Consider the following 26,749-nt stretch of genomic DNA (forward strand, 5'->3'; position numbering starts at 1 on the left):
GTAGTGTGTGATGTTAAAGGTGTAAGTCGATTTATTGTTTCTGTGGACGCTCGCCCTGAATAGTGACCTCGTCTAAACTTTGCACAATATAGGTATAACTTTTATAGCGCTCTGGTGTGATATCACCGGCGGCTGCGGCTTTTGAGATGGCGCAGTGGGCGTCGTTAATGTGAGTGCAATTGCGATATTTACATAAGCCGATAAAGGGGCGGAATTCACTAAAGCCGTGCAAGACATCATCGGGGCTTAAATGCCAAAGGCCAAATTCGCGTATACCGGGTGAATCAATACAATTACCGCCGTCTGGAAAGTGATATAAACGCGCGTGGGTGGTTGTGTGACGGCCTTTGCGCGCGACATCCGATAGCTCGCCTATTTTGATTTCTTCGGCAGGCAATAGTGTTTGAATAATCGAAGATTTGCCCACGCCAGACTGCCCCACAAAAATGCTGCAACCGTCGCTAAGCAGTTGTTTAAGTGTGTCCATGCCAATGTTGTTTTTACTGGAAATGGCTAAACTGCGATAGCCTAATGCTTGGTATTTTTTGAGTAGGTCGAGAGTCGGGTTGTTATCGCCAAGTAGGTCACACTTATTGACCAGTAGTAGTACCTCTAGACCTAAGTGTTCGGCGACCACAATGTAGCGGTCGATAAGGTTGCTGTGCGCTTCTGGTTCAGGGGCTATCACAATAATGGCGCGGGTGATGTTGGCGCCGACCAGCTTCATTTTGCCGTAGCTATCTGGTCGACATAGCTCGCTAGTGCGCTGGTTAATGGCTTCAACTATGCCTGTATTGGCTTGTTCGCCTAAGCCGCGGCGCCATACTACGTGGTCGCCAGTGACAATATGGGGAAGGTTTGCGCGCAGGTGGCAACGGATAACGTCCCCACTTAAAGCGCATTCAACATCGGCTTGTGCGCGGTAATGGCTAATCACTAAGCCATTTTGTTCTTCGCCAAAGTTGTTATCATCCGGTTGTGCTATCGGTTTGCCGGGTGCTTTTGCATTGCGATTAATTTGGGCGTGTTTATCATCAATGCGCGTTTTTTGTTGTTTGCTGAGTCTACGTTTGGCCACAATAATCGGTATCTGCTGGTCTATAATCGCTGCATTGTACGACAAAACGACGCTATTACTGCACACCAACCCTTTAACTGGCCAATTGAGTTTTCGAATGACAAAAAATAACACTGCAAATGACACCAACCTAGTTTGGATCGACCTCGAAATGACGGGCTTACTGCCCGAGCAAGATACCATTATTGAGATCGCCACCATTGTGACCGACAGTCAGTTGAATATTTTGGCGCAAGGGCCTGTTATGGCTATTCAACACTCCAAAGCGGTTTTGGATGCAATGGACGAATGGAATACGACGCAGCATGGCGGCTCGGGTTTGGTTGATCGAGTATTGGAAAGCAATACCACGATGCGCGATGCAGAAAAGGCGACACTTGCCTTTTTGGAGCAGTGGGTACCCAAAGGTAAGAGCCCGATTTGTGGCAACTCTATTGGTCAGGATCGTCGTTTTTTGGTGCGTTACATGCCAGAGTTGGAGGCGTATTTTCACTATCGCAGTATCGATGTTTCGACCATTAAGGAGCTTACTCGCCGCTGGCAACCCGAGCTGTTGGACGGCGTGAAAAAGCAGGGCAGCCATTTGGCGCTAGATGATATTAAAGACTCAATTGCAGAGCTTAAGTATTATCGCGGTACAGTTTTCAGTATTTGATGCTTAGGTGTTGATTAAAAATTGAGCACTATCGCAGGTGGCACTAACGTTGGCGGCTTGCCTTGCGCTTCTGTGGTGATTAAAGGTATCCTATATTTATGCTTTTTTTAACCTATTGTTTTGTAATTTAGCGGTGCATCTCAAAAACACAATTTGGCGCCTAGTCTAACAAGTACGTTCGTGTGTATCCTGCCTATAAATAACACCTGAACCAATTACGTCTTGGCTTGTTAGTCGTGGCGGGTTTAGGTTGATTTACCATAGAAAATTAGCGTTGCGGCTTGTTTAACGCTGCATTAGGCGCCGAAATCACTAGTGCTTAAATCTTCAAAATTACACCATGAAAGGTACTTTTTATATGCTACCCAAGCAATCTTTATCCGTTTACGTTCGCGCAACGAAACTGGCGGGCTTGGTGATTACTGCCACGACTTTGGGGGCCTGCGTTGCAGACCCAGTTCCAGACCAAGGTGTTGGACAAGAATCATCAAGTCTTGCTGTTATTTCTAGTTCTTCTGCTCCTGTTGTTCAGTCGTCCAGCCAAGCGCCTGTTGTAAGCAGCTCGTCAGTTGCGCAAGCGCAGACTATTCGACTTCAAGCGCAAGATTATGCGCGCTTTAATGAGTCTGATGGCCGTCAAGGTGCCACTGCTGGGCGTTGCAGTCAGGGCATGGTCGACTTAGTCGATATCACTGATAATGGCGGCACTTGTGCTGTGGGCTATACCGCTTCAGGCGAGTGGGTAGAGTACGACGTTTCTGGTGTTGTGCCGGGCACTTACACTATTTCTTTGCGCACCTCAGCGGCCAATGCGGGTCGTCGTCTGCAGGTTTCTGTTGATGGAAATCTAGTGGGTACTGTGCAAACTGTTGGCAATGGCTGGGAAAGCTATGTTGATAACACCATTACCAATGTTGCATTGCGCTCTAGCAATACTGTAGTTCGAGTAGCTTTTGCTGATGGTGAAGCCAACTTAAATTATTTTGACCTTATTCCTACCGGTGGCGGTTTGCCACCAGTTTCAAGTGCGCCGGTTGTTGCATCCTCAAGTAGTGTTGCATCCTCAAGTAGTGTTGCTCCTCCGCCGAGCAGCGCGCCTGTTGCCAGCAGTTCAGCGCCTTCAGGTGGTGTTTCTATTGGCGATGCGGACGATCGCGCGGCTGGGCAGTATGCCGAGCATAGCTGCGGCCTTTGCCACCAGAGCGAAGGTTCTGGTGTGTTTACGGCGCTGGGTGCGCCGAGTGGGCAAATCGATATCTCTTATGCGCTATCTCCATCGGGCTTCGCTCAGTTGGTGGAAGTAGTGAGTGCAACAATGCCTAAAGGCGGCGCAAATAAGTGTACGGAAGTCGATAACTGCGCTGTAAACACTGCGGCTTATATGGTTGCGATGTTTTCCGATGGCAGCGGTGGCGGCGATCCACAAGCTTCTAGCTGTACTTCTGACAACGAAATTAGCTATGGCCTGCGTACAGTTCGTTTGTTGACCTCCAACGAGATGTCAAAGTCATTGGTTGATATTGGTTTGATTGACGAGGGTGATTTTGAGCAGAGCTACAGTTATGTTGGCGGTAGCCACGGTAAGAGCTTTTACCCTGTTAATACCGATCAGCGTGTAACAGAGGATACGCTTCGTAAAGTTGTTTCAGCTGCCGAGAATTTATCGTTGATCGCTACCGACAAGGTTAAGCAGCGCTACAACTGCGGCAATAACTGCGAAGCGACGTTTATGGGTATTGCAGAGCGTATGTTCCGCCGCCCTCTAAGCAACGAAGAGAAGTCTACCTATTCTGGTATCTTCAGCGAAATGGGTGATGACGGCTTGCAGGTAGCGCTCGCGGCAGCGATTGCTGCGCCTCAGTTCTTGTACCGCTCCGAAATGGGTATTCCGGTATCTGAAGCGATTCAGCGAGGTATGGATTTAGGCTCGTTATCGTCTGGTGGCAACAAGTTAAACGCGGCCGATCGTAATGCTTATGTGCTTGACAGCTACGAGACAGCAACGGCCCTTGCTTATATGTACACAGGCTCAACGCCTGATGAAACATTGATGAATGCAGCTGCTAATAATCGTTTGAACACCGAAGCCCAAATCGCGAGCCAAATTGATCGCTTGATCGATACAGCGCGTGGTCGCGAGCATACTGCCAATTTTGGCGCCAACTGGTTCTTGGCTGATCGTGTTTTTGACGCAAAACGCCAGAAGGCAGAGTTCACCGATAACATCAGAGCCGATATGGCCCGTGAAGTGCGTGAGCTCTTTAGTGAAGTGTTTTACAACGAAGATGTTCCATTCGGCGATTTGTACGGCGGTGACTTTACCGTGCTGAACCGACGCCTAGCCCAGTACTACGGTGTCAATAGTGGTAGTAGCGGTGACAATGATTGGCGTGTTACGAACACTGTGGAGCGCGGTGGTATTTTAACCAGCGGTGCATTTATGGTGAACACGGGTTCTGATGCCTATACGCGCCCAATTTTACGGGCCGTAAAGCTGCGTGAATTGATGTTGTGTCACGTCGTACCGCCGCCAGTAAACATTGCTGGTGACCCTGCAGAGCAGCAAGCTTTGGCAGATGCGCGTACTGCGGCCCTAAATGAGATAACCGAGTTATCCTTACAGGGTGAGCTGACCAGTCGTGAGTTCTTTGAGCGTCAAACCGATAGCCCGCTTTGCGATAGCTGTCACGAGAAGGTGATTAACCCACTGTTTGGTATGGAAGACTTTGATGCATACGGTAAGCCGCGTACGACACAAAAAGGCGTTAGTGACGCAGGTAAACTAGGGTTGCCTATCGATACTACCGGTACTTTGTATGGGTTAAGCTCTATCAGTGACTCAGACTTAATTACCTTCGACGGCACAAAAGATTTGGCAAAACAAGTGGCCGATCTTCCCGCCGTTCGCAGTTGTTTGGCGGTAAACAGCTTCCGCTGGACAACGGGATTGCCTCTTGATAAAGCGGCTTATTCTAAAGATGAGAGTGGTCGAATTCGCGAGCCAGTGCTTTTAAGCTCTGAGCAAGAGTCCGCGTACTCGTGTGTGAAAGAACAGTTAGTGTCTGAGTTGGAAGCCAATGATGATCCGAAAGCGTTGTATCGCAAAATCGGTACCCTCGATCTCATTCGTCTTCGTCGCTCTATCGACAACTCACAGCTACAAAACTAAGGTCTCTCAGGATTATTGCTATGAATAAAATTACTGAAAGAAGAATGAAAAACATCAATAGAGATCGTCGCCAGTTCATCGAAAAACTTGGCAAGTGGGGCATCTCTGGTTCATTGTTACGCGCCTCCCCCATGGTAGCCGGCATGATGTATTCGCGTTTTGCGCAAGCGCAAGACGACCGCAAGTTCGTCTTGATATATCAGCCTAACGGCTCGCCCGATGGACGCTACTTAACCGGTGGCTTTAGTTCACCGGCGTTATCGCCTCTTGCGCCTCACGCCTCTAGTATTGCGGCACTGGAGATGACCATCTCTAAGCCGGGTAACCATGGTAATTTGCAGCAAGCGGCCGGTGCTGAGTCGTACCAAGGTAACGTGGCAAACGGCAGTAGTGTGAACATGCAGGCGGCTAAGGTGATGGGCAACCTAACGCCTTTCCGGTCTATCCAGTTGGGTGTTTACTCGGGGCCTGGCGGCAGTGCCGAGCCTTCCGCCGATAACAACCAGGCGGCAGGTATTGACCGCTTAAACGGCCAAGCTGTAGGGCGTGAGTGGAATTCGCGAATAGCACTGCAGTCCATTTTCAGCAGTGCGCCACCAGCGCCAATGCCTGGAACGGGTGGCGATACCGGACCATCCATATATGCCAAGCGCATCAAAATTGCCGAAGCTAACCTACGGGCTTTGGATGCTTTGGAGGCGAAATTGGATGGTGATGAGCGTGCCAAGTTGGCTTCTCACCGGGAGGCTGTGGAGAACCGTCAACGCATCGATATGAATAGTCAGCAAGATTACCTTGATCAGATGATGTCTGGTGGCGATTCCGGTGGTTCAAGTGGTGGTGGTTCATGTTCTGCGCCGAGCGTGCAGTCTTTAGGCTCGCCATTGCAGGAATATAAGGCGCAAGCAGAAATTGCTGCAAAGGCTTTGAGTTGTGGTTTGACTAACGTCGCTTCGATTCAATTTAACGAAACGCAGGCGTCGTGGAGCCCTAATGATGGTACTGCGGATTCAGTCCCCATCAGTGGTGCTGACCACCACGGTGGCAACCACAGTAACGATAACGCATTCTTGCCACAAATTATTGGCTATATGAATAAAGGCGTTTCTCACCTGATTACTCGACTGAAAGCAGAGGGGATTTACGACAGGACCGTGGTTTGTGTCATTAGTGAAATGGGCGATGGTCAAAACCACACCCCGGGTAACGGTCCCATTACTTTGGCTTCCGGAATGCCGAATTTTAGGGGGGCTGGAACGCGTAATATTGGTATGGATCACTACGCAATCTTTAGTGATGTGTTTACGCTATTGGACATTCAGCCCGATGGCACGATGGTCCATAATTACGGTCCCGGCGCGCTTACGTAATTACTTGGGAGCATTACACACATAAAAAAACCGCCTTTTGGCGGTTTTTTTATGTGTGTAATGCAGAAGATATTAATTGAGATTTAAAGTCCGCGAACGAGCCTAGCGGCGTATTCCCCCGATTTCGGTAGTGACTTATGACTACCAAATTCAAACTCTACCCCCCAAGCCGATTGACTGTTGAAAGGGTAGGGTGAGTTAGTCCAAAAGTTTTGTGTGGCTGTAGCGGGGAAGAACAATTCGTTGTTGGCCGGTTCAAAGCAGTTTCGATTAACGATGGTGTCTAATTCTTTTCTGTTGGGAAGGCGCCAATCGTTAAAGCCAGCGTGGGATGCGGTATCGGCAGCCGCCAGCGCTTGCTCCCAAGTAAAGGCACTTGGCATCTCAGCGTTATTTGAGCAACTATTATTCTCCAGTGAATAACCTAGTGGGCAACGCATCCACATTAAGGCGGCGCCGTTATCAATTACGGTGTTAGTTTTGGCGTCAACGGTTTGATTGGCCACAGGGGCATGCATTTGTAGCATGACATTGCATTCGGCGTTCACCAAGTTATGGCTTGTTAATAAAGCAGCTGCGGTTAGTGTAAAAATTAACGGCTTCATTTAATTTCCCCCTCTAACGAGTCGCAGGTGTGATGGATCGAATTTATTGGTGAAGCTCATGCTGGCGTCACTGAAGTAAACATACCAAGCCAAGCTAGGATCTTTGGCATGCGAATTACGGGTGTAAAAGCGTGGCTTGAGCGTATTGGGAAAAAAGTGGGAATCGATCGCAGTGCTTGTTTGGGTGGTATGAGCAATTGACACCAGTTCCGACGCTGTTGGTATACGCCAGTCGTTAAATCCGCAGAGCGTCTGTTGGTTTAACCAAGTGCGGTAGCCCTGAGTATCGCACTGTTGTGTTGTACAAGTGCCGTTATTTTCAGTGCCAGCATTACCCCCGTTTAACAAAGGGGATTCTTCATACCATGTATAAGTATGGCCGCCGTAGCGTGGATGATCATCGCGACTTTCTTTTACCTCCCACATAAGCCCTGTGACGTGGTCTTGTACGCAAGACCAGCGCGAACCCGCTGTTTCTGTACCGTCTTGATCCGACCAATCGACATCTTGGATATTAAGTGCTGTGCCTGTTGCGTCAAGTTTTGTAAAATCAAAACCGGCTGCACCGGCGCCTATTTTTTTGAGCTGCCCTGCGGCAAAGAGCGCATCGCGGCCGTTTTCGGCATCTTGGTTGGGGGCTCCTTGCTGCGGACATTGGCCGGCAGGTTGTGTGGTATCGGCGGGGCTGCATAACAATATGCCGGTATCATTAATGTTGCCGGTAGTGGTGGGGGTGTCGTTTTCAATGCTGCGGCTGCCGCAACCGGATAAGCTCAAGGCTAGCAGCGCGTAGCCTGCGGTAACAAAAGTGGAGTGTTTTCGCACGAAATACCTCTGGGAAATAAATAACGCATAATAATATTTTATAGCCAGCATTGTGTAGTCTTTCATTTGGCGCGGCCAGTTACAGTCAGGGTAAGTGTGATTTATCGCGCATACTGGTTATCCTTCTTTGTCGTAAATTCGGATTAAGTGGCGCTGGGCACGAGGTATTTTATCGTAACGGTGGTGCGTTTTGGCGTATAAGTCGATGTGAAATTGGACGACACTTCGATGGCTCACTACTATCAATAAGTGGTTGGTATTTCCTGGCGCTTGTTTGAGATTAAGCCTATTTATGCTGTTTTTTAGTAACTATTCAGCCATGCTCAAATAGGTCGGCAAACTGATCACTTTCTGGGCCGCTCAAGCCATCTACGACTTTGTTCTGCAAAGTCTACCCTCACGCATCCTTGCTGGGGCTGGTCGCTATGCAAGCGCTCCAGGCGCTTGAATGCCCAGAAAACAATCAATTCGCCTTGTAGGGTGACCATTATTTCGCACCCACCTGAATAGTTACGTTTTTTATAATTTGAGTGCTTTGTGAAAAGACGATTCTCCATACGCAGTTTTTATGCAATTCGTTTAGGTGTAGGCATTTTGACGGTTGGCTGTTTGCTATTAGCTAATTTTATGCCGCAGCGAAGCATTCAATTGTTCCCCTCTAAGCGCATTACTATTGATGCCTACGCCGACAACCTTAGCGGCGGCAATAGTGTGGCTAGGTGGTTGGATAAAAGCACTCATACTTTTCAGTGCGACTTTATGGCCGGTGCTGATTTTCGCTATTGTGGCGCCTCAATTAAGTTCTTTGACTTTGAGCCTGCCGAAACCGTGGTTTCCCGTAGTGAAAACTACGATTACCAATGGATGCATACGGTGGATTTGTCGACTTATGATGCTTTAGTACTTGAGTTGGATTACCAAGGGCAGGCAAGTGGCTTGCGTTTATTTATTCGCAATGCATTTTCGCAGCCGTCCAATACCAACGAGCACAACGCGCAGAAATTCATATATCAAAATCTCGCTAAGCGAGAATTGTCAAATCCAATTACTATTCCCTTGAGCGACTTGAAGGTAGCTGATTGGTGGGTTGATCAGTACCGTATCGAGCGCAAAGATGCCAGCGTGGCTGTCGATAGCGTTTTTGAATTGGGTATCGATTTTTCGGGTCAGCCGCCACTAGGTAAACACACTATTTCTGTCAAGCGAATCGAGGCGGTAGGCGAGTGGGTTAGCGATGCATCGTTGTATATATTTATTATCGCTTTATGGTTGGCCTCGCTCGCGTTTGAAGGCGGCTACCGCATATTTTTACTGTATGTAGCGAATAGGCGTTTTCGACATTCGTTGTTGGAGCTTAAAGATGAAAACAGCCATTTGCGTCTTACCGCCAGAACAGATGCTTTAACTCGCATATACAACCGTGCAGGCTTGGAAACATTATTTAATAAATTATTTCCCGCGAAAGGACACGCAGAATTTACTTTAGTGGTGATTGATTTAGATCACTTTAAAAAAGTTAACGATAATTATGGCCATGCAGCAGGAGACCAGGCGCTGCAAGTCGTTAGCAAAACGATTAGTCAACAGTTGCGCTCGGGTGATATTTTTGGCCGTTGGGGTGGAGAAGAATTTTTATTGCTAACCATGGCTACAGGCGTTGCTCTTGTGCAGTTAATGCACCGCCTAAATATTGCTGTCGAAGCGACGGACGTTAACTTGACGGCAGGCGATGTTCTAAATGTTACTATGAGTATGGGCGCTACAGCGGCTCGAAAAGGCGAAACGCTTAACCAAACATTCGCCCGTGCCGATGCTGCACTTTATAACGCCAAGGCTGCAGGGCGTAACACTTGGCGTAAGAAATAAGCGTTTTTTAGGGCCTTCAAAACTGCTTGATAAACCTTCGCGCATTTAGGCGTAATGCTGACTAAGAGCGTGACCTGATATTCGCGCTAACTTACGTGGTGAGTTTACCCTACCGCCTGAATTCACTCTCCCTTCCAGAGGAATATCTTTGCGTTTACGAAAAGATATTATTTTTAAAGGTGCCCTATAGTAGGTCTCTAATTTTGTTTTTGTAAGAACGGCTGACTTTTAGTTTGTCGCCGCATTTGAGGTGTAAAAAGCTTTCGCCACTCGTATGTGGAGAAATTTTATAAATCTGTCGAATGTTTACAATAATAGACCTGTGAATGCGCTTAAATATTTTGGGGTCAAGGTCTTGTTCGAGCTCTTTCATTGTGGTGCGGAGAATGTGAACAGCACCTTCTGCGTGTACCCCCATATAGTCGCCAGCCGCTTCAATCCAATCGATTTTACTGCAAGCTAAAATTACGCTGCTGCCTTGCTCCTTGATAATTAATTTATCAACGTAGGGCGAGGGTGCGCCTTCTGAGTCGCCGCTTCTTTGTAAGCTAATTAAACGCTCCTCGATTTTAATGAGTGCTTTTTTTAGGCGTGACTGTTCCACGGGTTTTACTAAATAATCCAGTGCATTTACGTTAAAAGCATCAACGGCATAGTTATGGTAGCCGGTAACGAAAATAATCCATGGGCGTTCTTGTGTAAAGGTGCCGTCTTGCGCGCTGTTGCTTTGCAGGTAATCCAAAGAGTTTGTTTGCGACATTTCAATATCTAAAAAAATCACATCCGGCGCATGCGCTTTGGTTGCAGCTTCGGCTTCGAGCATGTTCTGGCATTCGGCCACAATAATCACCTGAGGGTGCTGTTGTAAGCGTAACTTTAGACCTTCGCGCGCGAGCGGTTCGTCATCAACAATAATGGCGCTAATGGGGAGGGGGGAGGAATGTGTCATAGTCTTTACCATTAGTACGAATCAAAACGTGCGGGCATAATTAATGTAACGGCTAGCCCGGCGGGCTGTAAATTGTCAAATTCAATGCTGCTTTTATCACCAAAATGTGCCTGTAGGCGGTCGAGAGTTAGGGTGATTCCTAAGCTTTTTCGCTGCTTGTGGGTCGTTGGTGGTAGGTCTAGCCCTGGGCCGTTATCGCTAATTACTACAATTAATTCTTTAGCGATAACTTCTGCACTTAAGTGAATGCGGGTGACTTTTTGAGCACCGCGAGAACCATATTTCACTGCGTTTTCTATCAGTGGTTGCAGTATTAAGTTGGGAAGCAAGCAAAAGCGAGCGTCGTCATCGAAATTAATGGATATAAATAGCTGGTCGGAAAAACGCACTTTTTCAATGGCAATGTATTCGTTTAGGGCCTCGATTTCATGTTCGAGTGTAACTAGCTCTTGCGGGTCGTTATAAATGGTATGGCTAAGGAAATTACTTAATTTTTCTAACGTCGCGTAAGCTTGATCGTTCTCTTGTTTAAGTATTAACGTGGAAATGGCGTTGAGCGTGTTCTTAATGAAGTGAGGGTTAAGCTGATAGCGTAGCATTTTTAATTGCGCATCTTTGGTGGCGGCCTCTAGGCGTAAGCTTTTTTCACGTTCACGTGTGAGTAGCGAATAATGGAATATTGCAAAGTAGGCAGAACACCATGCTATGAATATCGCGAGTGAAAACGAATACCAATCACCAAACTGCGATAATGACGGGAGTGAAAAGCCACTGTTGAATAGCGCATTAAAAGTTACCCACTTAAATAAATTCCATAAAGCTGAGCCGGCTAGGGTAAATGCGATAACAGCAACCCCTTGAATGTAGGCAGGGTAGATGCGCAGACTTTGAAACGTGAGGGCCAGAAAATGGCTTATCGCAAAGCCCGCTAGCGTTTCCAGTATTGCATGGATAGTGCCATTAGTTACAGCGCGGCCAGAGGTTAACGTAATGGTGATAAGTATAAAGGCAAAATACCAAAGCCAGGCGGAAGTCTGTACTAGCCAATAATGATTGAGGTTTAAGCGAATGATGGCGTGCAATATACGTGTGGCATTGCGTTTGAGCGGCCATATGAAAGCGTCACTTTCGCGCCGTGTGGGTAAGGTGTCGGCTTGCTTGTTTGGGGCGTCTAAATGGTTTTGCACAATTTAGGCTTCACTGGTATCAGGTTGCAGTGTAGTGCTGCAGGTTTTAAAAAGGGGCTCGTGTTCTGTATGGCGCGTGCTTTTATCTGCAGAAATACGCAGATAGCCATCGAGTAGTAATTGACCGCACGCTGAAGGCGCAGTGTACTGCCTTCTTGTTGCGGGCAGCGTGATCCAGTGCCATATCGAGTGAGGTATAAGTGAGTGGGCATAAAATCAGCCTTTATAAAGCTTAAAATGACAAGATCTAGTTTTTTTAAAAGTTTGCGCTATTTAACGTTAAAATTTCTATTGGTTGCTTGTTTTGGCGCGTGAATGCTTTCGCTTTTAGGTGGGCTATACACCAAATAAACTGATGATTTTTGGCTTTCAGAGGCGTCGATTGTTGTGCCCTCGAGCCAATTTTCCGCGTTAAATTGAATTGGAATCTTGCCGCTTCAGGGCGAATTTTGACGCTTAAACCATTCTTTTCGTAAGTATAGTACTCGTTTGTTATTTTTGTATTTTTATCTTTATCGTCAGAATCTTTAAAGTTGTGTATTTATATGGTGAAAATAAAACCAAATAATATATTTTGTATGCTTGTTTCCTTCATTTACCGTAGCCACAGCTTTGTATGTAGCGAGCCGTAGTCTTCTATTGCTACCTGTTAAATACTTACGCGTATTACATATTCGTATAGGTTTTTATTTTCTTATGTCATTTATCCCATTTCTTGTGCGGCTCGCCGAGTCCGTCTTTTGTTAATGGTTGTTAGCGAGGATCATAGGCTGGTTCACTAGTTTTGAATGCTTTGTCATTTTTATTTAATCAGCTGTAGATTTAGGTTAGCAATTATGGAACAACGGTTACTCGGCAAAAGTGGTATTGCCACCTCGGTAATTGGGCTTGATGGCCGGTCGTTGAGTGGAGAGTATGGGCCATTAGACAATGTGATGGCTTTTACCGTTTTGGCAGAAGCGGATCGTTCGGGGGTCAGTTTTTGGAATACGGCGGATGTCTATGGTGATGGTCTTAGCGAAACGCGAACAGGGGCATGGAATGCATTTAATCCGGCTAACCGTGTTATTGCGACTAAGGTTGGGCGCAATAATGAGCTATACCCTGCGCGCCACCAATACGACCGTATGCGGCGCAGTCTTGAGGGATCTTTACAGCGGATGAATGTGGATTGCCTTGAGTTGGTACATTTACATCAACTGGATGCGAAAATGCTGCAAGGGGATCAAGTTTGGCGTTGGCTAGAAGATTTTCGCGCAGAAGGTCTGTTGCGCCATTATGGCGTAAGTGTCCAAACGCCAGAGCAAGGCTTGCTCTGCCTAGATAAACCGGGCTTAACTTCCATTGAAATTGTTTTTAATTTGTTTCGGCAAGAGGCGGCTGAAACGTTATTGCCTGCGGCCGCAAAGGTTGGGGTGGGTATTATTGCGTGCCAGCCCTTGGCCAGCGGTTTGTTGGCCGATAAGTTAACCGCTTTATCTCAGTTTGATGCCCGCGATTATCGCAACCCATCGAATGCCGAAAGCAGAGCTGTTTTGGGCTTGCCGTATGGCGGTTTTAGCTTGCCTGAAGGTTTAAAGGCTGTTGAGCAGTTAAAAGCATTGGATCTTGCTCCTCACTTGGCGTTGTATCAACTGGCTTTGCGTTGGGTGTTGGACCACCGCGAAGTAAGTTCTGCCGTTGTGGGTGTAAGCTCTTATGAACAACTCCATCACAACGTGGCTGTCGCGGCGTTACCGCCATTGAGCTGGGATATTCATCAGCGTTTGCGCGAGTTGCCGCAGCGCCTAGCGCTAGGTCCGCAAGACATCGCTGTGCCTGCCTAGTGCAGCGTTAAACCTAAAAGCCGCAGTAGAGCCATCGTAGCTATTTAGCCATCTACGGCTTTGTGCTTCTCGACTTTGTGCGTCTAATCTTGCCTAGAAAATAATCCATCACCGCTCCGAGTGAGCACTATTTTTTATGGATGAATAGTTATGAACCATCAAAGTCTAGGCATCCCTTTGGCGCATCTCGCGCGCGGTAAAAATGATTTATCACCAATTAAGGTGGCTGCATATTTTTCCAGTGCGCCATGCGCACCAAGGGAATATGCATCTTTTTGGTTATTAACTGCGGTTTCTAGGTTAATTGTTTTGTTGAAAAACCATATTCAACAGGGCTTTAACTCGTGCTAATAACTCATTTTTATCAACAGGTTTAGCGACAAAATCGTTGCCTCCAGCCAAAAAGCTCTGTGTTTTTTCGCTATCCAGTTCTTTTGCCGTTAAGAAGATTATCGGTAATTTGTACATGGGGTGGGTTTTTCGCAGTGTTTGGCAAACCTCGTAGCCACTGATTTTTGGCATCATGACATCTAAAATAATAAGGTCAATTTTCTCCCCACTTTGCACGCGCGCAATTGCGTCATAGCCATTTTCGGCTTCTATAGTTTGATAACCATGCAATTTTAATATACCGACTAAAACCATTCGATTAACCGCGTTATCGTCTACGCATAAAATGGTTGTGCTATTAGCATATGCTGGCGCGAGTGTTGTTACCATTGTTGGTGACGATCCACTATTCTCCTTAGAATTTAAGGCCGAAGCGCTAACTGGTAGTCGCGTTGTTGTGGTTGTTTCTTTGTGCCTTGGCGCCGCGCGTACATTGATATTTTTGCTGTCTGCTATCGGTAATGTGAAGCTAAATTTACTGCCTTGATTAAAGGTTGAGCTTGCGTAAATCTTTCCACCATGTAATTCCACGAGTTGTTTGGTAATGGCAAGGCCCAATCCCGAACCTTCGTATTCACGTGAGTCGGTGTGATGAACTTGAGTGAATGATTGAAAAATCGTTTTCAAGTCTTCTTCACTAATACCTAAACCCATATCGGTAATACTAATCGTTAAGGTACGTCGATGAACGTGGGCGTTGATGTCAATGTAACCTTCGTTGCTGTACTTGATAGCATTTCCAATTAAGTTCAGTAATATTTGCTGTAGCCGATTTTTATCAGCGTAGGCTTTGGGCAGCGACGGGGGAATGTGATTATTGATACTGATTGGTTTTTTGTCGAGTAGGGGCGTGAGTAAGGCAATAACGGTTTCGGTTTGTTGAAAAATATCGGTGGGGCTGCGGTTCAGTTTAATTTCTTGGTTGCCCAATTTTGACATATCCAATATGTCGTTAATTAAATGTGAAAGCCGCTTGCCACTTTGAATAATCATGTCGAAGGTGGTGCTTTGTTTGGAGCTTAAGTGCGGAAGCAGGCTAGCTTGTAAGTTTTCGCTGAGACCGATAATGCCATTTAATGGGGTGCGTAGCTCGTGCGATGTATTGGCTAGAAATGCATCTTTCATTTTGTCGAGCTTTATAAGCTGGTCGTTAAGTGTGCGCTGTTTATTCAGCTCTAAGCGTTTCACTTTGTAGCGCCAAGCTAATTGTGCAATGCCCAGTAGCACAAGAGCGTAAGCGGCATATGCCCAAGCTGTTAGCAATGGGTGCGATTTAACTACAATATCAATACTGGTGATTTCGGTATTCGTATTGCCGTTGGTGTCTAATACACGCGTTTTAAACTGATACCGTCCAGGCGGCAAGTGGGTATAAGACACGTTGTTGCTGGTATCAGTTAGTCGCCAGCTTTTATCATAACCCTCGAGCATGACATGGTATTGGGTATGTTGATTTGAGCTGTAATTGAAAGCGGAAAAGGCAAAGGTAATTAGCGATTGATCATAGGTGAATTCCAGTGTTTTTGCTTCACTGATATTTTTTTTCAATGGTGATTTTGGAGTGTTTGTTGTGACTGATTTGTTAAATATCTGCAGGTCCGTCAAGGTGACTTTTGGCGTTCTATTGGGGATTTTTAAAGAACTTGGGTTAAAAATAGTTAAGCCTTCAGTTGAGCCGGCATAGAGCTTTTGCTGTTTACCATGGCCATGCTCTTTATCAAAAAAAAGTGCATTGCGCTTATAGGTGTTACTGATTAAACCCATTTCTTTTTTTAGCACTTCAAGGTGTAAGGTTTCTGCGTGAATTTTAACAAGGCCGTTGTCTGTTGTTACCCAAATATTGCCGTCGTTATCCTCGGCTAAACTTGCAATGTTATTTGAAGGCAGCCCATGGCTAATGGTAACGGCGGTAAATTGATCGCGCTCTGGATTAATGCGGGTTAAGCCGTCTTGTGTTCCTACCCATAATTGATTGTTACTATCAACCAGTAGTGCAGAGGTTCGGTTACTAATAATGGAGTTTGGGTCTTGCGCGTTGTGATAATAGTGTTTTATGTGCTGCCGGGTGGGGTCAAACACATCTAGCCCACCTGATGTTGCCACCCACATATACTGCTGGTGGTCGATGGCAAAATCTTTTATGTGCGGGCCAGAGATATGTTTTGAATCTGCAGGTACTTGCGGTAAAAAATAGTCAAATTGTTGTGTTTTAAAATTGTAGCGGTTAATACCGTGGGTTTCGGTTCCGATCCATAGCGAATCATTGTCAATATGCAGCGCCCAAATATACGCGCTGTTGATGCTGCTTCCATTGTGACCACTCGGGTTGGGGGCAAAATGTTCGAAGCGGCCTGTTGTTGGGTCTTGCCGATGTAGGCCGCCAGACCAAGTGCCCACCCAGAGTTCGCCGGTTGTTCGCTCGGCGACTGCGAGTACAGCATTAAATTGTAATTCACCGGGCGTACCGGGTTGTGCGGTGTAGTGCCAGCTTTTAAGGCTGTGAGGGTCAAGGGCGCTAAGGCCGCCTTCCGTACCTACCCAAATATGACCTTGCTGGCTGTTTGCCAGCGTAAGAATACCCGAGTGACTTAAGCTTGCGGGTTGGTCGAGGGTGTGTTTTAGGTGGGTAAACTGGGTACTGCCGGCTGTTAAGACATTGACGCCTAAAGGGTAAGTGCCCACCCAGAGGTTGTTGTCGCGGTCTTCAAATAGGCTGCGTACATTATTGGTAAGCAAAGAGCCGTTGTCGTGCGGGTTATGGGTGATGCGCAAGAAATTATCGGTCGCGCGATTGAAGCGGTTGAGGCCGCCGTGATCTGTCGAAAACCATAAAGTGTTTTGGCTATCTTCATAGATTTGCCAAACGGTATTCTGACCAATGCTGTAATCATCGTGGGTGCTATGGCGATAGTTTTGAAATGTCTGTGTGTTGGGATTCATGCGCGACACGCCACCGCCGAGCGTACTTATCCATAAATCTCCTGTGTGGTCGCGCACAATTGAGGTAATGCTGTTATGGCCCAGGCTGGCAGTATCTTTAGGGTCGTGCATGAAGTGTGTGGCTTCAATGATATGGCCGTCGCGACTAGCTAGCCGCAATAGTCCTTTAGTGGCGCTGCCAAGCCATAGGGTATTGTCTTGATCAATATGAAGGGCGCGAACAGACAAACTATCGACCTGTTTTTTTCACTGCGGCGGGCAGGGGGCTAAGTGCTGTACGGTCCGCTTCGAGTATAGCGAAACCGGATTCGCCTCCAATCATTAAGCGGTTATCGCCATCAACACTCAGCGCGCGTATCGGTTGGGCCAGTAAGCTGTGTTTAAAGCGCGGATCTGAGCGGTAATTAATAAAACTATCAGTATTGGGGTTATAGCGGCTTAGGCCTTCATTGGTTCCTAGCCATAAGGTGTGATCCTTGTCGATAGCTAGAGACCAGACGGCATTGCTGGGTAGTGCTTGTGGGTTGTTTGCATCGTAGAGGTAGCGGCGAAGTTCGTGACCATCGTAGCGGGCTAAACCATATTCACCGCCAAACCACATAAAACCATGATGATCTTGGCGCATTGTTAGTATGGTTTGTACCGCGTTATTGGTTTCAGGGTTGTGAAGCAGGCGCTTAAAATGCGTGCTGGCTCGGGTTTGCGTTGCGCTAATTTCAAGTGCGGAGGCTTGCTTGGGGTGGGGGGGAGTCTCTGCGGCCCAGCTTAAAGTTGTTAAGCTGAGCAATATCATAGTTAAAGCCACTGTTAGCTGGCTTTGCTTGTGATGTAGGCATGCGAAAAAACGGCGCTGCACGGATGCGCGGCCGCCTGTTTTCCGTATGCATGCATGCCGGCCCCCAGTCATTCTGTTCTCTCGTGCGTTAACTCCTTTAAGTGTAGTGAATATCCAGTAGTTTGCGGAATATGGGGGTTTACCCGCCGTTTATTCATGTTTTGTAGCTATTCAGCCATCTGCACAATTAGCCCTCAATTTTGCAGATGTCTGAATAGTTACCCATTTTTAAGCTTTTCGCGGCTCGCTTGTGCTCAATAGTGTGTGCTGAGCATGCTTTACGCCGGCGTCTGACTTTTCGCTGAGCACAGCTGTAGTAAAAAGTAGGCCGAATGCCAAGAACAGGGTGATTAAAGCAACAACGACAAAGTGTAGCGGTTGTTCAATTGAATAATGTAGGTGCCAAAATTGGTTCATAGGGTTACCTCACAGCTAAGCTGTTACAGGGACGTAGCGCATGTGCGCAATTTTCTGGTCAGAGCCCTTTGATTGCGCGGCGGTTACGTGCCGTTAAGGCGATATGGCCTAATACCAAGATAGTGCTTGGCGCATAAATCAACAAATACCGTTTTGTTCAGTTGCGTTGTTTTTTATGCCATTGCATTGCAGTCGGTTTATTTTACCGGGCGTGTGACGGATACCTCTAGGGCTTCTGTATACTGCGGCTTTACTGTTGTTTGGATATTGCACCATGAACGTTACTGAAGCATCGCCTAAAGAGGTTTCGCAAGCAGAAACTCCCTTTTCGAACCTTACACCTGATTTTGTCTTGGATGCTGTTGAGTCCATGGGTTTTGTCAGTGATGCACGAATTTATACGCTAAACAGTTATGAAAACCGTGTCTACCAAGTGGGGATCGAAGACAGTCAACCGCTAATTGCTAAGTTTTACCGCCCAGAACGTTGGACCGACAAGCAGATTTTAGAGGAGCATGCGTTCAGTTTTGAACTACAGGACCTAGAGATTCCCGTTGTGCCGCCGATGCTGCACGAGGGCAATACGTTATTGAATTATAAGGGGTACCGTATAGCGCTGTTCGAGCGCCGAGGTGGCCGCGCGCCAGAGTTGGATTGCGAGGATACCTTGTATTCTTTAGGGCAATACATGGGGCGTATTCATGCGGCAGGGCAGGCAACACCTTTTGAGCATCGACCGTCCTTAACAGTGGAAAGTTTTGGTTCGAAAAGCCGCGAGTTTTTGCTTGCGAATAACTACATTCCGGCCAGTTTGCTGGAGGCGTACACTACCATTACGGACCAGTTGTTAGAAAAGGTCACGGCGCGATTTGACCTTATTGATTACACGCCAATTCGTTTACACGGTGATTGCCATCCCGGCAATATATTATGGCGCGATGACAAACCCAATTTTGTTGATTTGGATGATGCCCGCAATGGGCCGGCGGTTCAGGATTTGTGGATGCTGCTATCGGGCGAGCCGGAGCGGCAGCATATTCAGTTGGCGAACTTGGTTGAAGGTTATGAAATGTTTTGTGATTTTCAACCCAAGGAGCTCGGGCTGATTGAAAGCTTGCGGTCTTTGCGGCTTATGCATTATGTCGCCTGGCTTGCGAGGCGTTGGAACGACCCGGCATTTCCTATGCACTTTCCGTGGTTTAACACTGAGCGTTATTGGGCACAGCACATCAATGAGTTACGCGAGCAGCTGTTTGCCCTAGAGCAACCGTCGCTGAAGTTAATGCCGGATTTCTAAGGCTCGTCTTTGGTGTAGTTCGTGCGGGACTCTCTCAAACATATGCACAACAAGTAGGCTGAGTATGCGCCATTTTTTGCCATATGTGGTAATGTTTTGTTTTTGAGATATTGTCCTGCGCTGTTTTACATGAGGGCACCTCTAAAAATAGTAATTTTTGTGTGAGAGCAAGGAAGCACCGCCCGGACGACTGAATGGATTCAGGAGGTAGGGCGACGCAGGAAGCCAAAGCCGAGAGCCGCAGTTTACGTGGTGTAAATGAGGACTCGAGGACGGAGCTGACGCCGCTATCGCGGAAAAAGTGCATTTTTAGAGATGCCCATAAGTGAGAAGGCGATCTCAGCTTGACCGTCTGGCAGTCATCGCTTGCGGTAAAGCGGTTAGAATACTGTTAGATTACCTATATTGACACCTTAATGTGCATATGCGGCAAAATATGGCCCCTTTAGGGTTTGTGATAGTCCGCCAAGTGAGGTGTTAGCGCAAGGTAAGGCTTTAAGCGTGAGGGTTTATGTCCGTTGTGAAAGGCGGCATGTGTTTGCTGCGGACTACCTCACGATGTATTGCACTGCCATTCATTGAGGGCTTGGTCTTAGAGTGGCTCTCGTTTAAGGTAGCGCCCTTGATAAACAGCAGTTGTGAGAGCTATGGCGCAGGATGATGACAAGGCACTAATAGAAGCCGCATTGGATAACTTACTCGAGCCCATTGTTGCGATGCTTTTGCGTAACGGTGTGACATATCAAGAGTTTGCGACCTTCTCTAAAAATACCTTTGTGTCCGTCGCCCAGCGGGACTTTGGCGTGCGCGGCCGCCCGACCAACAGTTCACGCATTTCCGCCATGACAGGCATAGATCGCCGTGAAGTCGGCCGCATCAAAGATTTGCTGGCGTGCGAATCGCCAGTTGGCCAAGTCAGAGAGTCACAAGATCGGATGTCTCGTGTCGTGCGTGGTTGGTATGAAGATGCTGACTTTTTGGATAAGCACGGCCACCCAAGCCAATTACCAACTGAAGACGGCGAGATTTCGTTTAAAGAATTAGTGCGTCGCCACGGCGGCGGTTTACCTTTTAAAGCGGTGCTGAAAGAGTTGCTGGCAGCAGGCAACATCAAAGTGTTAGATAACGATATTCTGCGTGTATTAAAACCCTATTATTCACCGCCAGGGTCTAACCCTGAAGCGTTACTGCGTGCTGGCACGGTGATTAATGAGCTTTCTAATACGCTACTGCACAATTTATATGTTGCCCCAAATAAAAAGAAAGAAACGCCTCGTTTTGAGCGGCGTGCAAGCAGTAATGATATTAACGTTAAAGATAGTGAAGCATTTAAAGCGTTTTTAAATATCGAAGGGCAGGCGTTTTTGGAGCGCGTTGCCGTTTGGATTAACGATCATCAAATCGAGACCGAGGACACGTCAAAGACGGTACGTTTGGGTGTGGGTGTTTACGGTATTGAGCGTAAAAATTAAGAGGTTGGCAATGCAGTGGATTAAGTTTTCGCGCGTAATGATGTATGCCGCGTGTATTTTTTTAGCCGCTTGCGGCAGTGAGAAAGATGACGATGAAGTAGCTAGCATTATTGATGGTAGCGGGGCGCCGGTACCTGATGTGGCGGTCAGTGGAGCCATTACGGGTTTTGGCAGCGTTATTGTTAATGGCGTGCACTACGAAACAGACAGTGCAGAGGTTTACATTAATGGTGAGCTAAGCTCTGAAGAGGCATTGAGTATTGGCGATTTTATTACGCTTTTTGCCAATGAGAACGATGATGAGCTTGATGTTAGTGTTATTTATGCTGAATCGGCGGTTTTGGGTAAAGTTTCTGGCATTAATTACGCTGATGGCACTATTGATGTTGTGAATCAGCGGGTTCGCATTTCAGGCGATACGGTATTTGACGCAAATTTTGCCGTTAGCAATATCTCGGATATTAGTGTTGGTGATACCGTGGAGGTTCGCGGTGCCAGTGCTGGCTCGGGCAATATTTATGCTACGCGTATTAACAAGGGCGATAGCAACACCGATTTGATTTCTGGGCGCATTGCCAGCCTAGATACTAGCGCGCAAACGTTCATGCTATCAGGCAATGAGGTTGATTACTCTCAAGCAACTTTAAACTTCAGTTTACCCGACAGCCAGTGGGTTTCGGTGGTAGGGACGCTGAGTGCGCAAACAGGTTCCTTTATTGCCCAAAGCATTCGGGAGCGCCAAGATAGGCAACCTCTGACTGAGGGTACAGCGTCACGGTTAGAAGGTTTGATTGAGAATGTCAGCCAGACGGGTTTTGATATTAATGGCCAGCGCGTTAAATTGCTGGTCGATACCCAATACCGTGACGGCAGCGCTTTTGATTTGCTGGAAGGCGCAGTTGTTGTTGTAGAAGGCGATGTGGATGCACAAGGGCAGTTACAGGCTAATGTGATTCGCTTTCGCGATAGTAACTTTATTACTGTTGACGGGCTTGTAGAAGATATCGACCCAGTGGGCGTTGCGCCAGGGGAGATCGGTTATGATCCGTTCTATTGGGGGACTGTCAGCGCTGGCGGCGAAACCTTTATTGTGAATGCCTACACCATATTTGTGGGGCGCGGGCCAGAGTTTGGTTTTCGTGGTGCTTGGTATGGCGACTTACGTCTTGGTGATCAAGTCCATATTGTGGCAGCAGGGTTACCTGGTAGTGGTGACTGGGTCGCGCGGGTTGTTGAATTTGAGCGAATGGAGCCATTTGGCCCAGGCCCAGGCGCCAATTAAAAAGTAGAGCGCACAAAGCTTGCGGTAATTCGCAAGTGTCACAGCGCGTTAATTAATACCTCGCGGGCTTGGTTAACGCGCGCAGCTAAATAATCGCTGCCGCCTTTGTCGGGGTGCAGTTTGCTCATAAGGCGGCGGTGAGCATCAATAATTTCTTTTTTGGTTGGCATCGTTTTAAAGCCGAGAATTTCTAGAGCTTCATCAACAGAAACTCCATTGTTTGAAGGCATTTGGGTGTTTTCGCGTTGCCTGTCATTGTCGTTGCCTGCGGCTCCAGCAAAGCCTTTGCTGCGGATATAAGCGGCGAGTAAATAATAAGATTTTTTGTCGTTAAGGCTAAAAAAATCTTGCAGTGTTTGCAGTTGTGAGTCGCTTAAGTTACCCAGCATTTGCTCGGCGAACTCCCCTTTGATGACTTTGCCTGTCATTTGTCCGCTGCTGACATTCACCGACATAATCAAATATTGGCTGCGAAATGTCGCGTTGCCATTATTCTTAGCTAGCCACATTTTGGCCATGGGCAAGCCCCAGCGCAGGCCGAATTTTGCCAGGGTAGCGCCTGCTGCCAGCAAACCTGCCACTATGGGCACTCGGCCTGTCATGCTGCCAATAATAATGGCTATAACCACTATGGCGATGACGATTTTAATCGCCCAGCTGCGGCGCTCGGCTGGTGCCGCCTTTTTGTATTTATGGATCAGCGTAAAAAGCGTGAAAATAATGGCTAAGCCAAACAGTAGTTTTATTATCATGGAAATTTGTATGTCTAGTCAGTTTATGGCGCTGTCATTGGGCCAAATTGTAGGTTAAACCCAACAGCGTTTAAATAACGGGCTTCTTGAGTCAAACCTGCTTTTGTCAGCGGTTGTTCGTCTAGCCAGCTTGGGCTAAACGTGAGTTTAATCAGATTGTTGTCCAGTTCGATATCCACTGTGCTATCTATGCCATCGCGGCCGCGATGCAGAATAATCGCGATACGTAAACAAGTCAGTAGTGGCATCATGGCATTGAAGACGCGTGGATCTTGTTTATCTAGTTTGCCAATAATTTTTTTTCGGTGGCAGCCAACAAGTTCTGCAAGTAGGTGTTGTTCGTAGCGGCCAAAGCCGGCAATGTCGCTAAATTGTAGGACGTAATGGCCGTGGTGGTGGTAGCCGGAATGAGAAATACCTAGCCCGATTTCGTGCAGCTCGGCCGCCCAGCTCAATAGCTTGGTGCGCGAGGCGCCAGGTAATACTGGGCCATCGATTTGACGCCACAAATGCAAGGCTAAATGGCTAACGCGTGTGGCGTGTTGTGTATCTACCCGGTATTGCTGTTGCAGCTTATCGATTGCGCGGTTGCGTATGTCGTCTTCACCGAGGCGGCCAACAGTATCAAAAATTAAGCCTTCTTTTAAAGTGGCGTCGGCGACATGCAAAGTTTCTATGTGTAGTTCGTCAAAAATGGCCTTTAAAATGATTATGCCTGCAGGAAGTACAGCGCGGCGTTGTTTAGAAAAATCCCCCTTGCTGATGCCGCCGTCGTTTTCCATGTCGGTAATCAGTTGGTTAAGGCTGCTGCTGTTAATCACTGCGCCGCCATCTTGCGGTTGAGTGAGTTCAGCTATGGCTCGCATGGTGCCAGATGTACCGTATACCATAGACCAACCATGTTGAATGTAGGCCGCGCGGATGTATTCAATGCGCTCGCAAATAGCAATATAGGCGGTATGCAGGTTTTTGCGTGTAATGCCGTCGCTTAAAAATTCCCGCGTAATAGCAACGCAGCCAAAATCTAAACTTTCGAGCAGTTCAGGTGAGTGATCGCAGCCAATAATAAATTCCGTGCTGGCGCCACCAATATCGATGACCAAGCGCAGGTTGTTATCGTTAATAACGCTATGGCTAAGCCCCGAGTAAACAAGACGGGCTTCTTCATAGCCCGAAATAATCGCAATAGGGTGGCCCAGTGCTTCTTCGGCTTGCATTAGGAAGTCACCTGCCGCATCGGCATCGCGCAGTGTTTTGGTGCCTACTACGCGCACTTGAGCTGCGGGGATATCCCGTAAGCGTTCGCTAAAGCGACTAAGGCAGGCAAGGGCGCGTTCGCGTGCATCCTGACTTAGATTGCCATCCTCTTGTAGTCCTTGGGCCAATTGCACCATGTCTTTTTCACGGTCGACCTTCTCGAGAAAGCCATTATCAAATCGCGCCACTAGCAAGTGAAAGCTATTCGAGCCTAAGTCAACGGCAGCAAAATACGAATTATCAATATGGGGCGCAGTATTCATGGGTGGTTTCTTTTTATTCCTGAGTCAGTAAACGAAAGCTTGGTTAGTCGCATCCTTTGCATTATGCCAAGCTAAAGCGCGATTGCCAGCCTCGTTGTAAGGATGCTAGGCGTTTAAGCGGGACTAGCGGTTGTTAGAGGTGATAATTGAGCTGCTAGCACGATAAGCGGTAGGCTGGCTATTTGTAGCGTTCATTTGCATAGGTAATCCATGTTTTTTAGATCGTAGCGGACTTAAGTCTGCTTTGCGGGACTAAGCCTGCAATATTTAGAATAAGTCATTATATCGAGCTGGCACCCTTACGCCATTTATCGCGGTTGCTACCCTCCTATAGCTTGATGCTAGTGCTATACCGTTTCGTAACATACCTTTAATAGAGCCAAGGTTCGGTTCGTTGCAGCATGATGGGTAAACTGTAGAGGTATTAGGTTATGAATGCTCAGTCGGTATCACGGTTTTTAAAGGTGGCGTTATTTACGGGCTGTTTTGCCGCAGCAGGTATTTTAGGCCCGCAACATTTAAGCCGGCACTTGGATCAGTTTTGGGTTGAGGAGGCTCATCAAGCCTTGTTGACAGGTTTGGTCGATTCGCGAAATTACGCATGGGAACATCAAGTGCGCGTAGAGCTATGCCAGGCCAATAATGCGTACCGTTGTCTTTCTGAAAAAGCGATAGGTGACGAAGATGGTGTGGCGGGTTGGCTTAGTGTAAAAGTGCTGGCCAATGGCGATCGTTTACCGCTGAAGTTTTACAGTTTTCATTCGGAATACGTAGCGTTAGACCAAGGTGGGCGCATCGACAGTAGTGAGCCGTTGGGGTTTGATTCGCAAGGTTATAGCTTGCAACCGGAGGTGGTTGCCTTACAGCTTTATTCGTGGGGTGGCATTAGCCAAAAAAATTATACGGTTGTGCTTGAGCCCAGCGGGGCATTGCAAACGCTAGTTAATGCAGAGCTAGAAGCTCCTCGTAAAGTGGCTTTATTACATTGGGAAAATTTAATTAAGAAAGTGAGCGGTTAAAAAAGGGGGAGCCTAGGCTCCCCAAGTCCTCAAAATGTATTGCTGGCGGCTAACTTAAAAGCTCGCTGCCGCGGTTAACCAAAGTTTTTGGGTATCTTTGTAGTTTTCTGCTTTTTCATCCGCTGAGAAATCAGCATATTTTAGTGATAAACCTACACCTTTTACTTTGCCAGAAACGACAAACCCGATTTCACTACCAAAGCTATCAAAGCCCGTTTGATCTGAATCGTTAACATCAAATTGATGGTAAATTGCCGCGAGTTTTACGGGACCTGCTTTGCCGGCAACTTTAAAATATATATCGTTGATGCCGCCTTCGACGTTACCTGAACCGCCGCCAAGGAAAACATCGGTCCAACCTTGGAATTTATGTAATGTGGCTAAGGGGGTAATAAATCGACCTTTGTCTTCATCTGTACCTAAGCTTTCATAGCCGCCGCTTATTGTGACTGGCTTAAAGGCATAAGATAGATTGGCCGAGAAGTAGCCCGCTGAGTATTCAGCTGGGTTATCGCCTGATTCGGATTGAGTTGCAACCTCTGCTTCATAGCCAAAGCCTCCAGCTTTACCTGTTGCGCGAATACCCATGGTTGATGTTGAAAAATCAGCTTTAGAGTAATTATCAATATCGTAATAATAACCCGTCAAGTTAATTGCATCGTTAAACGCATATTTAGCATTTAATAACACAGTTTGGGTGTCGTGAACGCCTGCTGCACTTTGTTCTCCAAAAATGCGCTTAACCGCTGTGATATAAGATCCAAATAGCGTTAGGTTTTCTACATCTTTGCTTTGGATGGTAAACGAATCATAGGTTTGTTCGTTTTGACGAAAGCCTACGCCGCCCACAAAACGCTGGTTGTCTAACAATATTCTATTGCGACCCATTTTAGCGGTTGTTTTAGCGGCTTTAAAGGAAAGGTAGTATTGGTTAACTTCTGTGCCTTCTGGATCACCGATACCTGCACCTTCGGGTTCATAGTCTTGTAGGTGAGTGACATCATCCATTTCTAGCCCTAAACCAAAGCCTTTGAAATCTTGCGATACGTAAGTTAGGCGGGTTTTTAAAGAGAGTAAATCGGCTGTACCGTCTTTTTCGCCAGCAACGGGGTTTGCAACTGTCACATCTTCATAGCGCATGCGCAGGCTTAGAGTAACATCGCCGCCTTTTAAGGCCTCGGTTATCGAGCTTGCTTCTTCGGCAATAGTGGGGCTAGCGTATGCTGCGCTGATGGCTGAAGCTAATGTTAACGCGTGAATTTTTTTCATGGTACGACTCCAAATGGTCAAAAGAG

20 protein-coding genes are annotated in these 26,749 nt (G+C 47.1%); 9 read left to right on the top strand and 11 right to left on the bottom strand.

Features of this window, described 5'->3' with window-relative positions:
- Positions 1-31 precede the first annotated feature (31 nt).
- Positions 32-1,192 (bottom strand): small ribosomal subunit biogenesis GTPase RsgA, encoded by a 1,161-nt coding sequence (rsgA, locus tag MARGE09_RS12175; protein WP_236982281.1) that lies wholly within the window; start codon positions 1,190-1,192, stop codon positions 32-34.
- On the opposite strand from rsgA, the gene orn reads away from it, so the two are divergent.
- From orn to MARGE09_RS12190, 3 genes are all read left to right on the top strand, one after another.
- On the top strand, positions 1,176-1,733 hold the full coding sequence (orn, locus tag MARGE09_RS12180; protein ID WP_236982283.1) for an oligoribonuclease: 558 nt from the start codon (positions 1,176-1,178) through the stop codon (positions 1,731-1,733). The genes rsgA and orn overlap by 17 nt on opposite strands.
- Positions 1,734-2,091: 358 nt before the next feature.
- Positions 2,092-4,902: a DUF1592 domain-containing protein gene (locus tag MARGE09_RS12185; RefSeq protein ID WP_236982285.1), complete on the top strand. Its 2,811-nt coding sequence runs from the start codon at positions 2,092-2,094 to the stop codon at positions 4,900-4,902.
- 20 nt (positions 4,903-4,922) lie between these two features.
- Positions 4,923-6,272 carry a DUF1552 domain-containing protein gene (locus tag MARGE09_RS12190; RefSeq protein WP_236982286.1) on the top strand — a complete coding sequence of 450 codons (1,350 nt, stop codon included), beginning with the start codon at positions 4,923-4,925 and terminating at the stop codon, positions 6,270-6,272.
- Positions 6,273-6,355: 83 nt separating this feature from the next.
- Here MARGE09_RS12190 and MARGE09_RS12195 read toward each other — a convergent pair whose 3' ends face one another.
- Complete coding sequence (locus tag MARGE09_RS12195) at positions 6,356-6,877, bottom strand: Lcl C-terminal domain-containing protein (RefSeq protein ID WP_236982287.1); 522 nt, start codon at positions 6,875-6,877, stop codon at positions 6,356-6,358.
- Entirely contained in the window at positions 6,878-7,702 is an 825-nt protein-coding gene (locus MARGE09_RS12200) for an Lcl C-terminal domain-containing protein (RefSeq protein WP_236982288.1), read from the bottom strand.
- Between the two features lie 537 nt (positions 7,703-8,239).
- Here MARGE09_RS12200 and MARGE09_RS12205 point away from each other — a divergent pair.
- Positions 8,240-9,568, top strand: coding sequence for a GGDEF domain-containing protein (locus MARGE09_RS12205; protein WP_236982289.1), 1,329 nt, complete (start codon positions 8,240-8,242; stop codon positions 9,566-9,568).
- 184 nt (positions 9,569-9,752) lie between these two features.
- On the opposite strand, the gene MARGE09_RS12210 is transcribed toward MARGE09_RS12205, so the two are convergent.
- On the bottom strand, positions 9,753-10,517 hold the full coding sequence (locus MARGE09_RS12210) for a LytR/AlgR family response regulator transcription factor (RefSeq protein WP_236982290.1): 765 nt from the start codon (positions 10,515-10,517) through the stop codon (positions 9,753-9,755).
- An 11-nt stretch (positions 10,518-10,528) separates the two neighbouring features.
- Positions 10,529-11,704 (bottom strand): sensor histidine kinase, encoded by a 1,176-nt coding sequence (locus tag MARGE09_RS12215; protein ID WP_236982291.1) that lies wholly within the window; start codon positions 11,702-11,704, stop codon positions 10,529-10,531.
- 836 nt (positions 11,705-12,540) lie between these two features.
- On the opposite strand from MARGE09_RS12215, the gene MARGE09_RS12220 reads away from it, so the two are divergent.
- Positions 12,541-13,530, top strand: coding sequence for an aldo/keto reductase (locus tag MARGE09_RS12220; RefSeq protein WP_236982293.1), 990 nt, complete (start codon positions 12,541-12,543; stop codon positions 13,528-13,530).
- 300 nt (positions 13,531-13,830) lie between these two features.
- Here the strand turns inward: MARGE09_RS12220 and MARGE09_RS12225 are convergent, their stop codons facing one another.
- The 3 genes from MARGE09_RS12225 to MARGE09_RS12235 form a co-directional block, all read right to left on the bottom strand.
- Complete coding sequence (locus tag MARGE09_RS12225) at positions 13,831-17,088, bottom strand: hybrid sensor histidine kinase/response regulator (RefSeq protein ID WP_236982295.1); 3,258 nt, start codon at positions 17,086-17,088, stop codon at positions 13,831-13,833.
- A gap of 1 nt (position 17,089) precedes the next feature.
- A complete protein-coding gene (locus MARGE09_RS12230; protein ID WP_236982296.1) occupies positions 17,090-17,653 on the bottom strand; it encodes a ligand-binding sensor domain-containing protein in 564 nt (187 codons plus the stop codon).
- 270 nt (positions 17,654-17,923) lie between these two features.
- The gene (locus MARGE09_RS12235) at positions 17,924-18,112 is read right to left on the bottom strand and encodes a hypothetical protein (RefSeq protein WP_236982298.1); all 189 of its coding nucleotides are present in this window, start codon (positions 18,110-18,112) and stop codon (positions 17,924-17,926) included.
- Between the two features lie 274 nt (positions 18,113-18,386).
- Here MARGE09_RS12235 and MARGE09_RS12240 point away from each other — a divergent pair, with 274 nt between their 5' ends.
- From MARGE09_RS12240 to MARGE09_RS12250, 3 genes are all read left to right on the top strand, one after another.
- On the top strand, positions 18,387-19,409 hold the full coding sequence (locus MARGE09_RS12240; RefSeq protein WP_236982300.1) for a serine/threonine protein kinase: 1,023 nt from the start codon (positions 18,387-18,389) through the stop codon (positions 19,407-19,409).
- Positions 19,410-20,056: 647 nt separating this feature from the next.
- Positions 20,057-20,881 carry a DUF6502 family protein gene (locus tag MARGE09_RS12245; protein WP_236982302.1) on the top strand — a complete coding sequence of 275 codons (825 nt, stop codon included), beginning with the start codon at positions 20,057-20,059 and terminating at the stop codon, positions 20,879-20,881.
- 10 nt (positions 20,882-20,891) lie between these two features.
- Entirely contained in the window at positions 20,892-22,163 is a 1,272-nt protein-coding gene (locus tag MARGE09_RS12250) for a DUF5666 domain-containing protein (protein WP_236982304.1), read from the top strand.
- A 38-nt stretch (positions 22,164-22,201) separates the two neighbouring features.
- Here MARGE09_RS12250 and MARGE09_RS12255 read toward each other — a convergent pair whose 3' ends face one another.
- Positions 22,202-22,915, bottom strand: coding sequence for a J domain-containing protein (locus tag MARGE09_RS12255; protein ID WP_236982306.1), 714 nt, complete (start codon positions 22,913-22,915; stop codon positions 22,202-22,204).
- Between the two features lie 23 nt (positions 22,916-22,938).
- On the bottom strand, positions 22,939-24,435 hold the full coding sequence (locus tag MARGE09_RS12260; RefSeq protein ID WP_236982308.1) for a Ppx/GppA phosphatase family protein: 1,497 nt from the start codon (positions 24,433-24,435) through the stop codon (positions 22,939-22,941).
- Positions 24,436-24,866: 431 nt separating this feature from the next.
- Here MARGE09_RS12260 and MARGE09_RS12265 point away from each other — a divergent pair, with 431 nt between their 5' ends.
- Entirely contained in the window at positions 24,867-25,454 is a 588-nt protein-coding gene (locus MARGE09_RS12265; RefSeq protein ID WP_236982310.1) for a hypothetical protein, read from the top strand.
- Positions 25,455-25,508: 54 nt separating this feature from the next.
- Here the strand turns inward: MARGE09_RS12265 and MARGE09_RS12270 are convergent, their stop codons facing one another.
- Positions 25,509-26,723: an alginate export family protein gene (locus MARGE09_RS12270; RefSeq protein WP_236982311.1), complete on the bottom strand. Its 1,215-nt coding sequence runs from the start codon at positions 26,721-26,723 to the stop codon at positions 25,509-25,511.
- Positions 26,724-26,749: the final 26 nt, after the last annotated feature.

The organism is Marinagarivorans cellulosilyticus (assembly GCF_021655555.1).
GTDB lineage: Bacteria > Pseudomonadota > Gammaproteobacteria > Pseudomonadales > Cellvibrionaceae > Marinagarivorans > Marinagarivorans cellulosilyticus.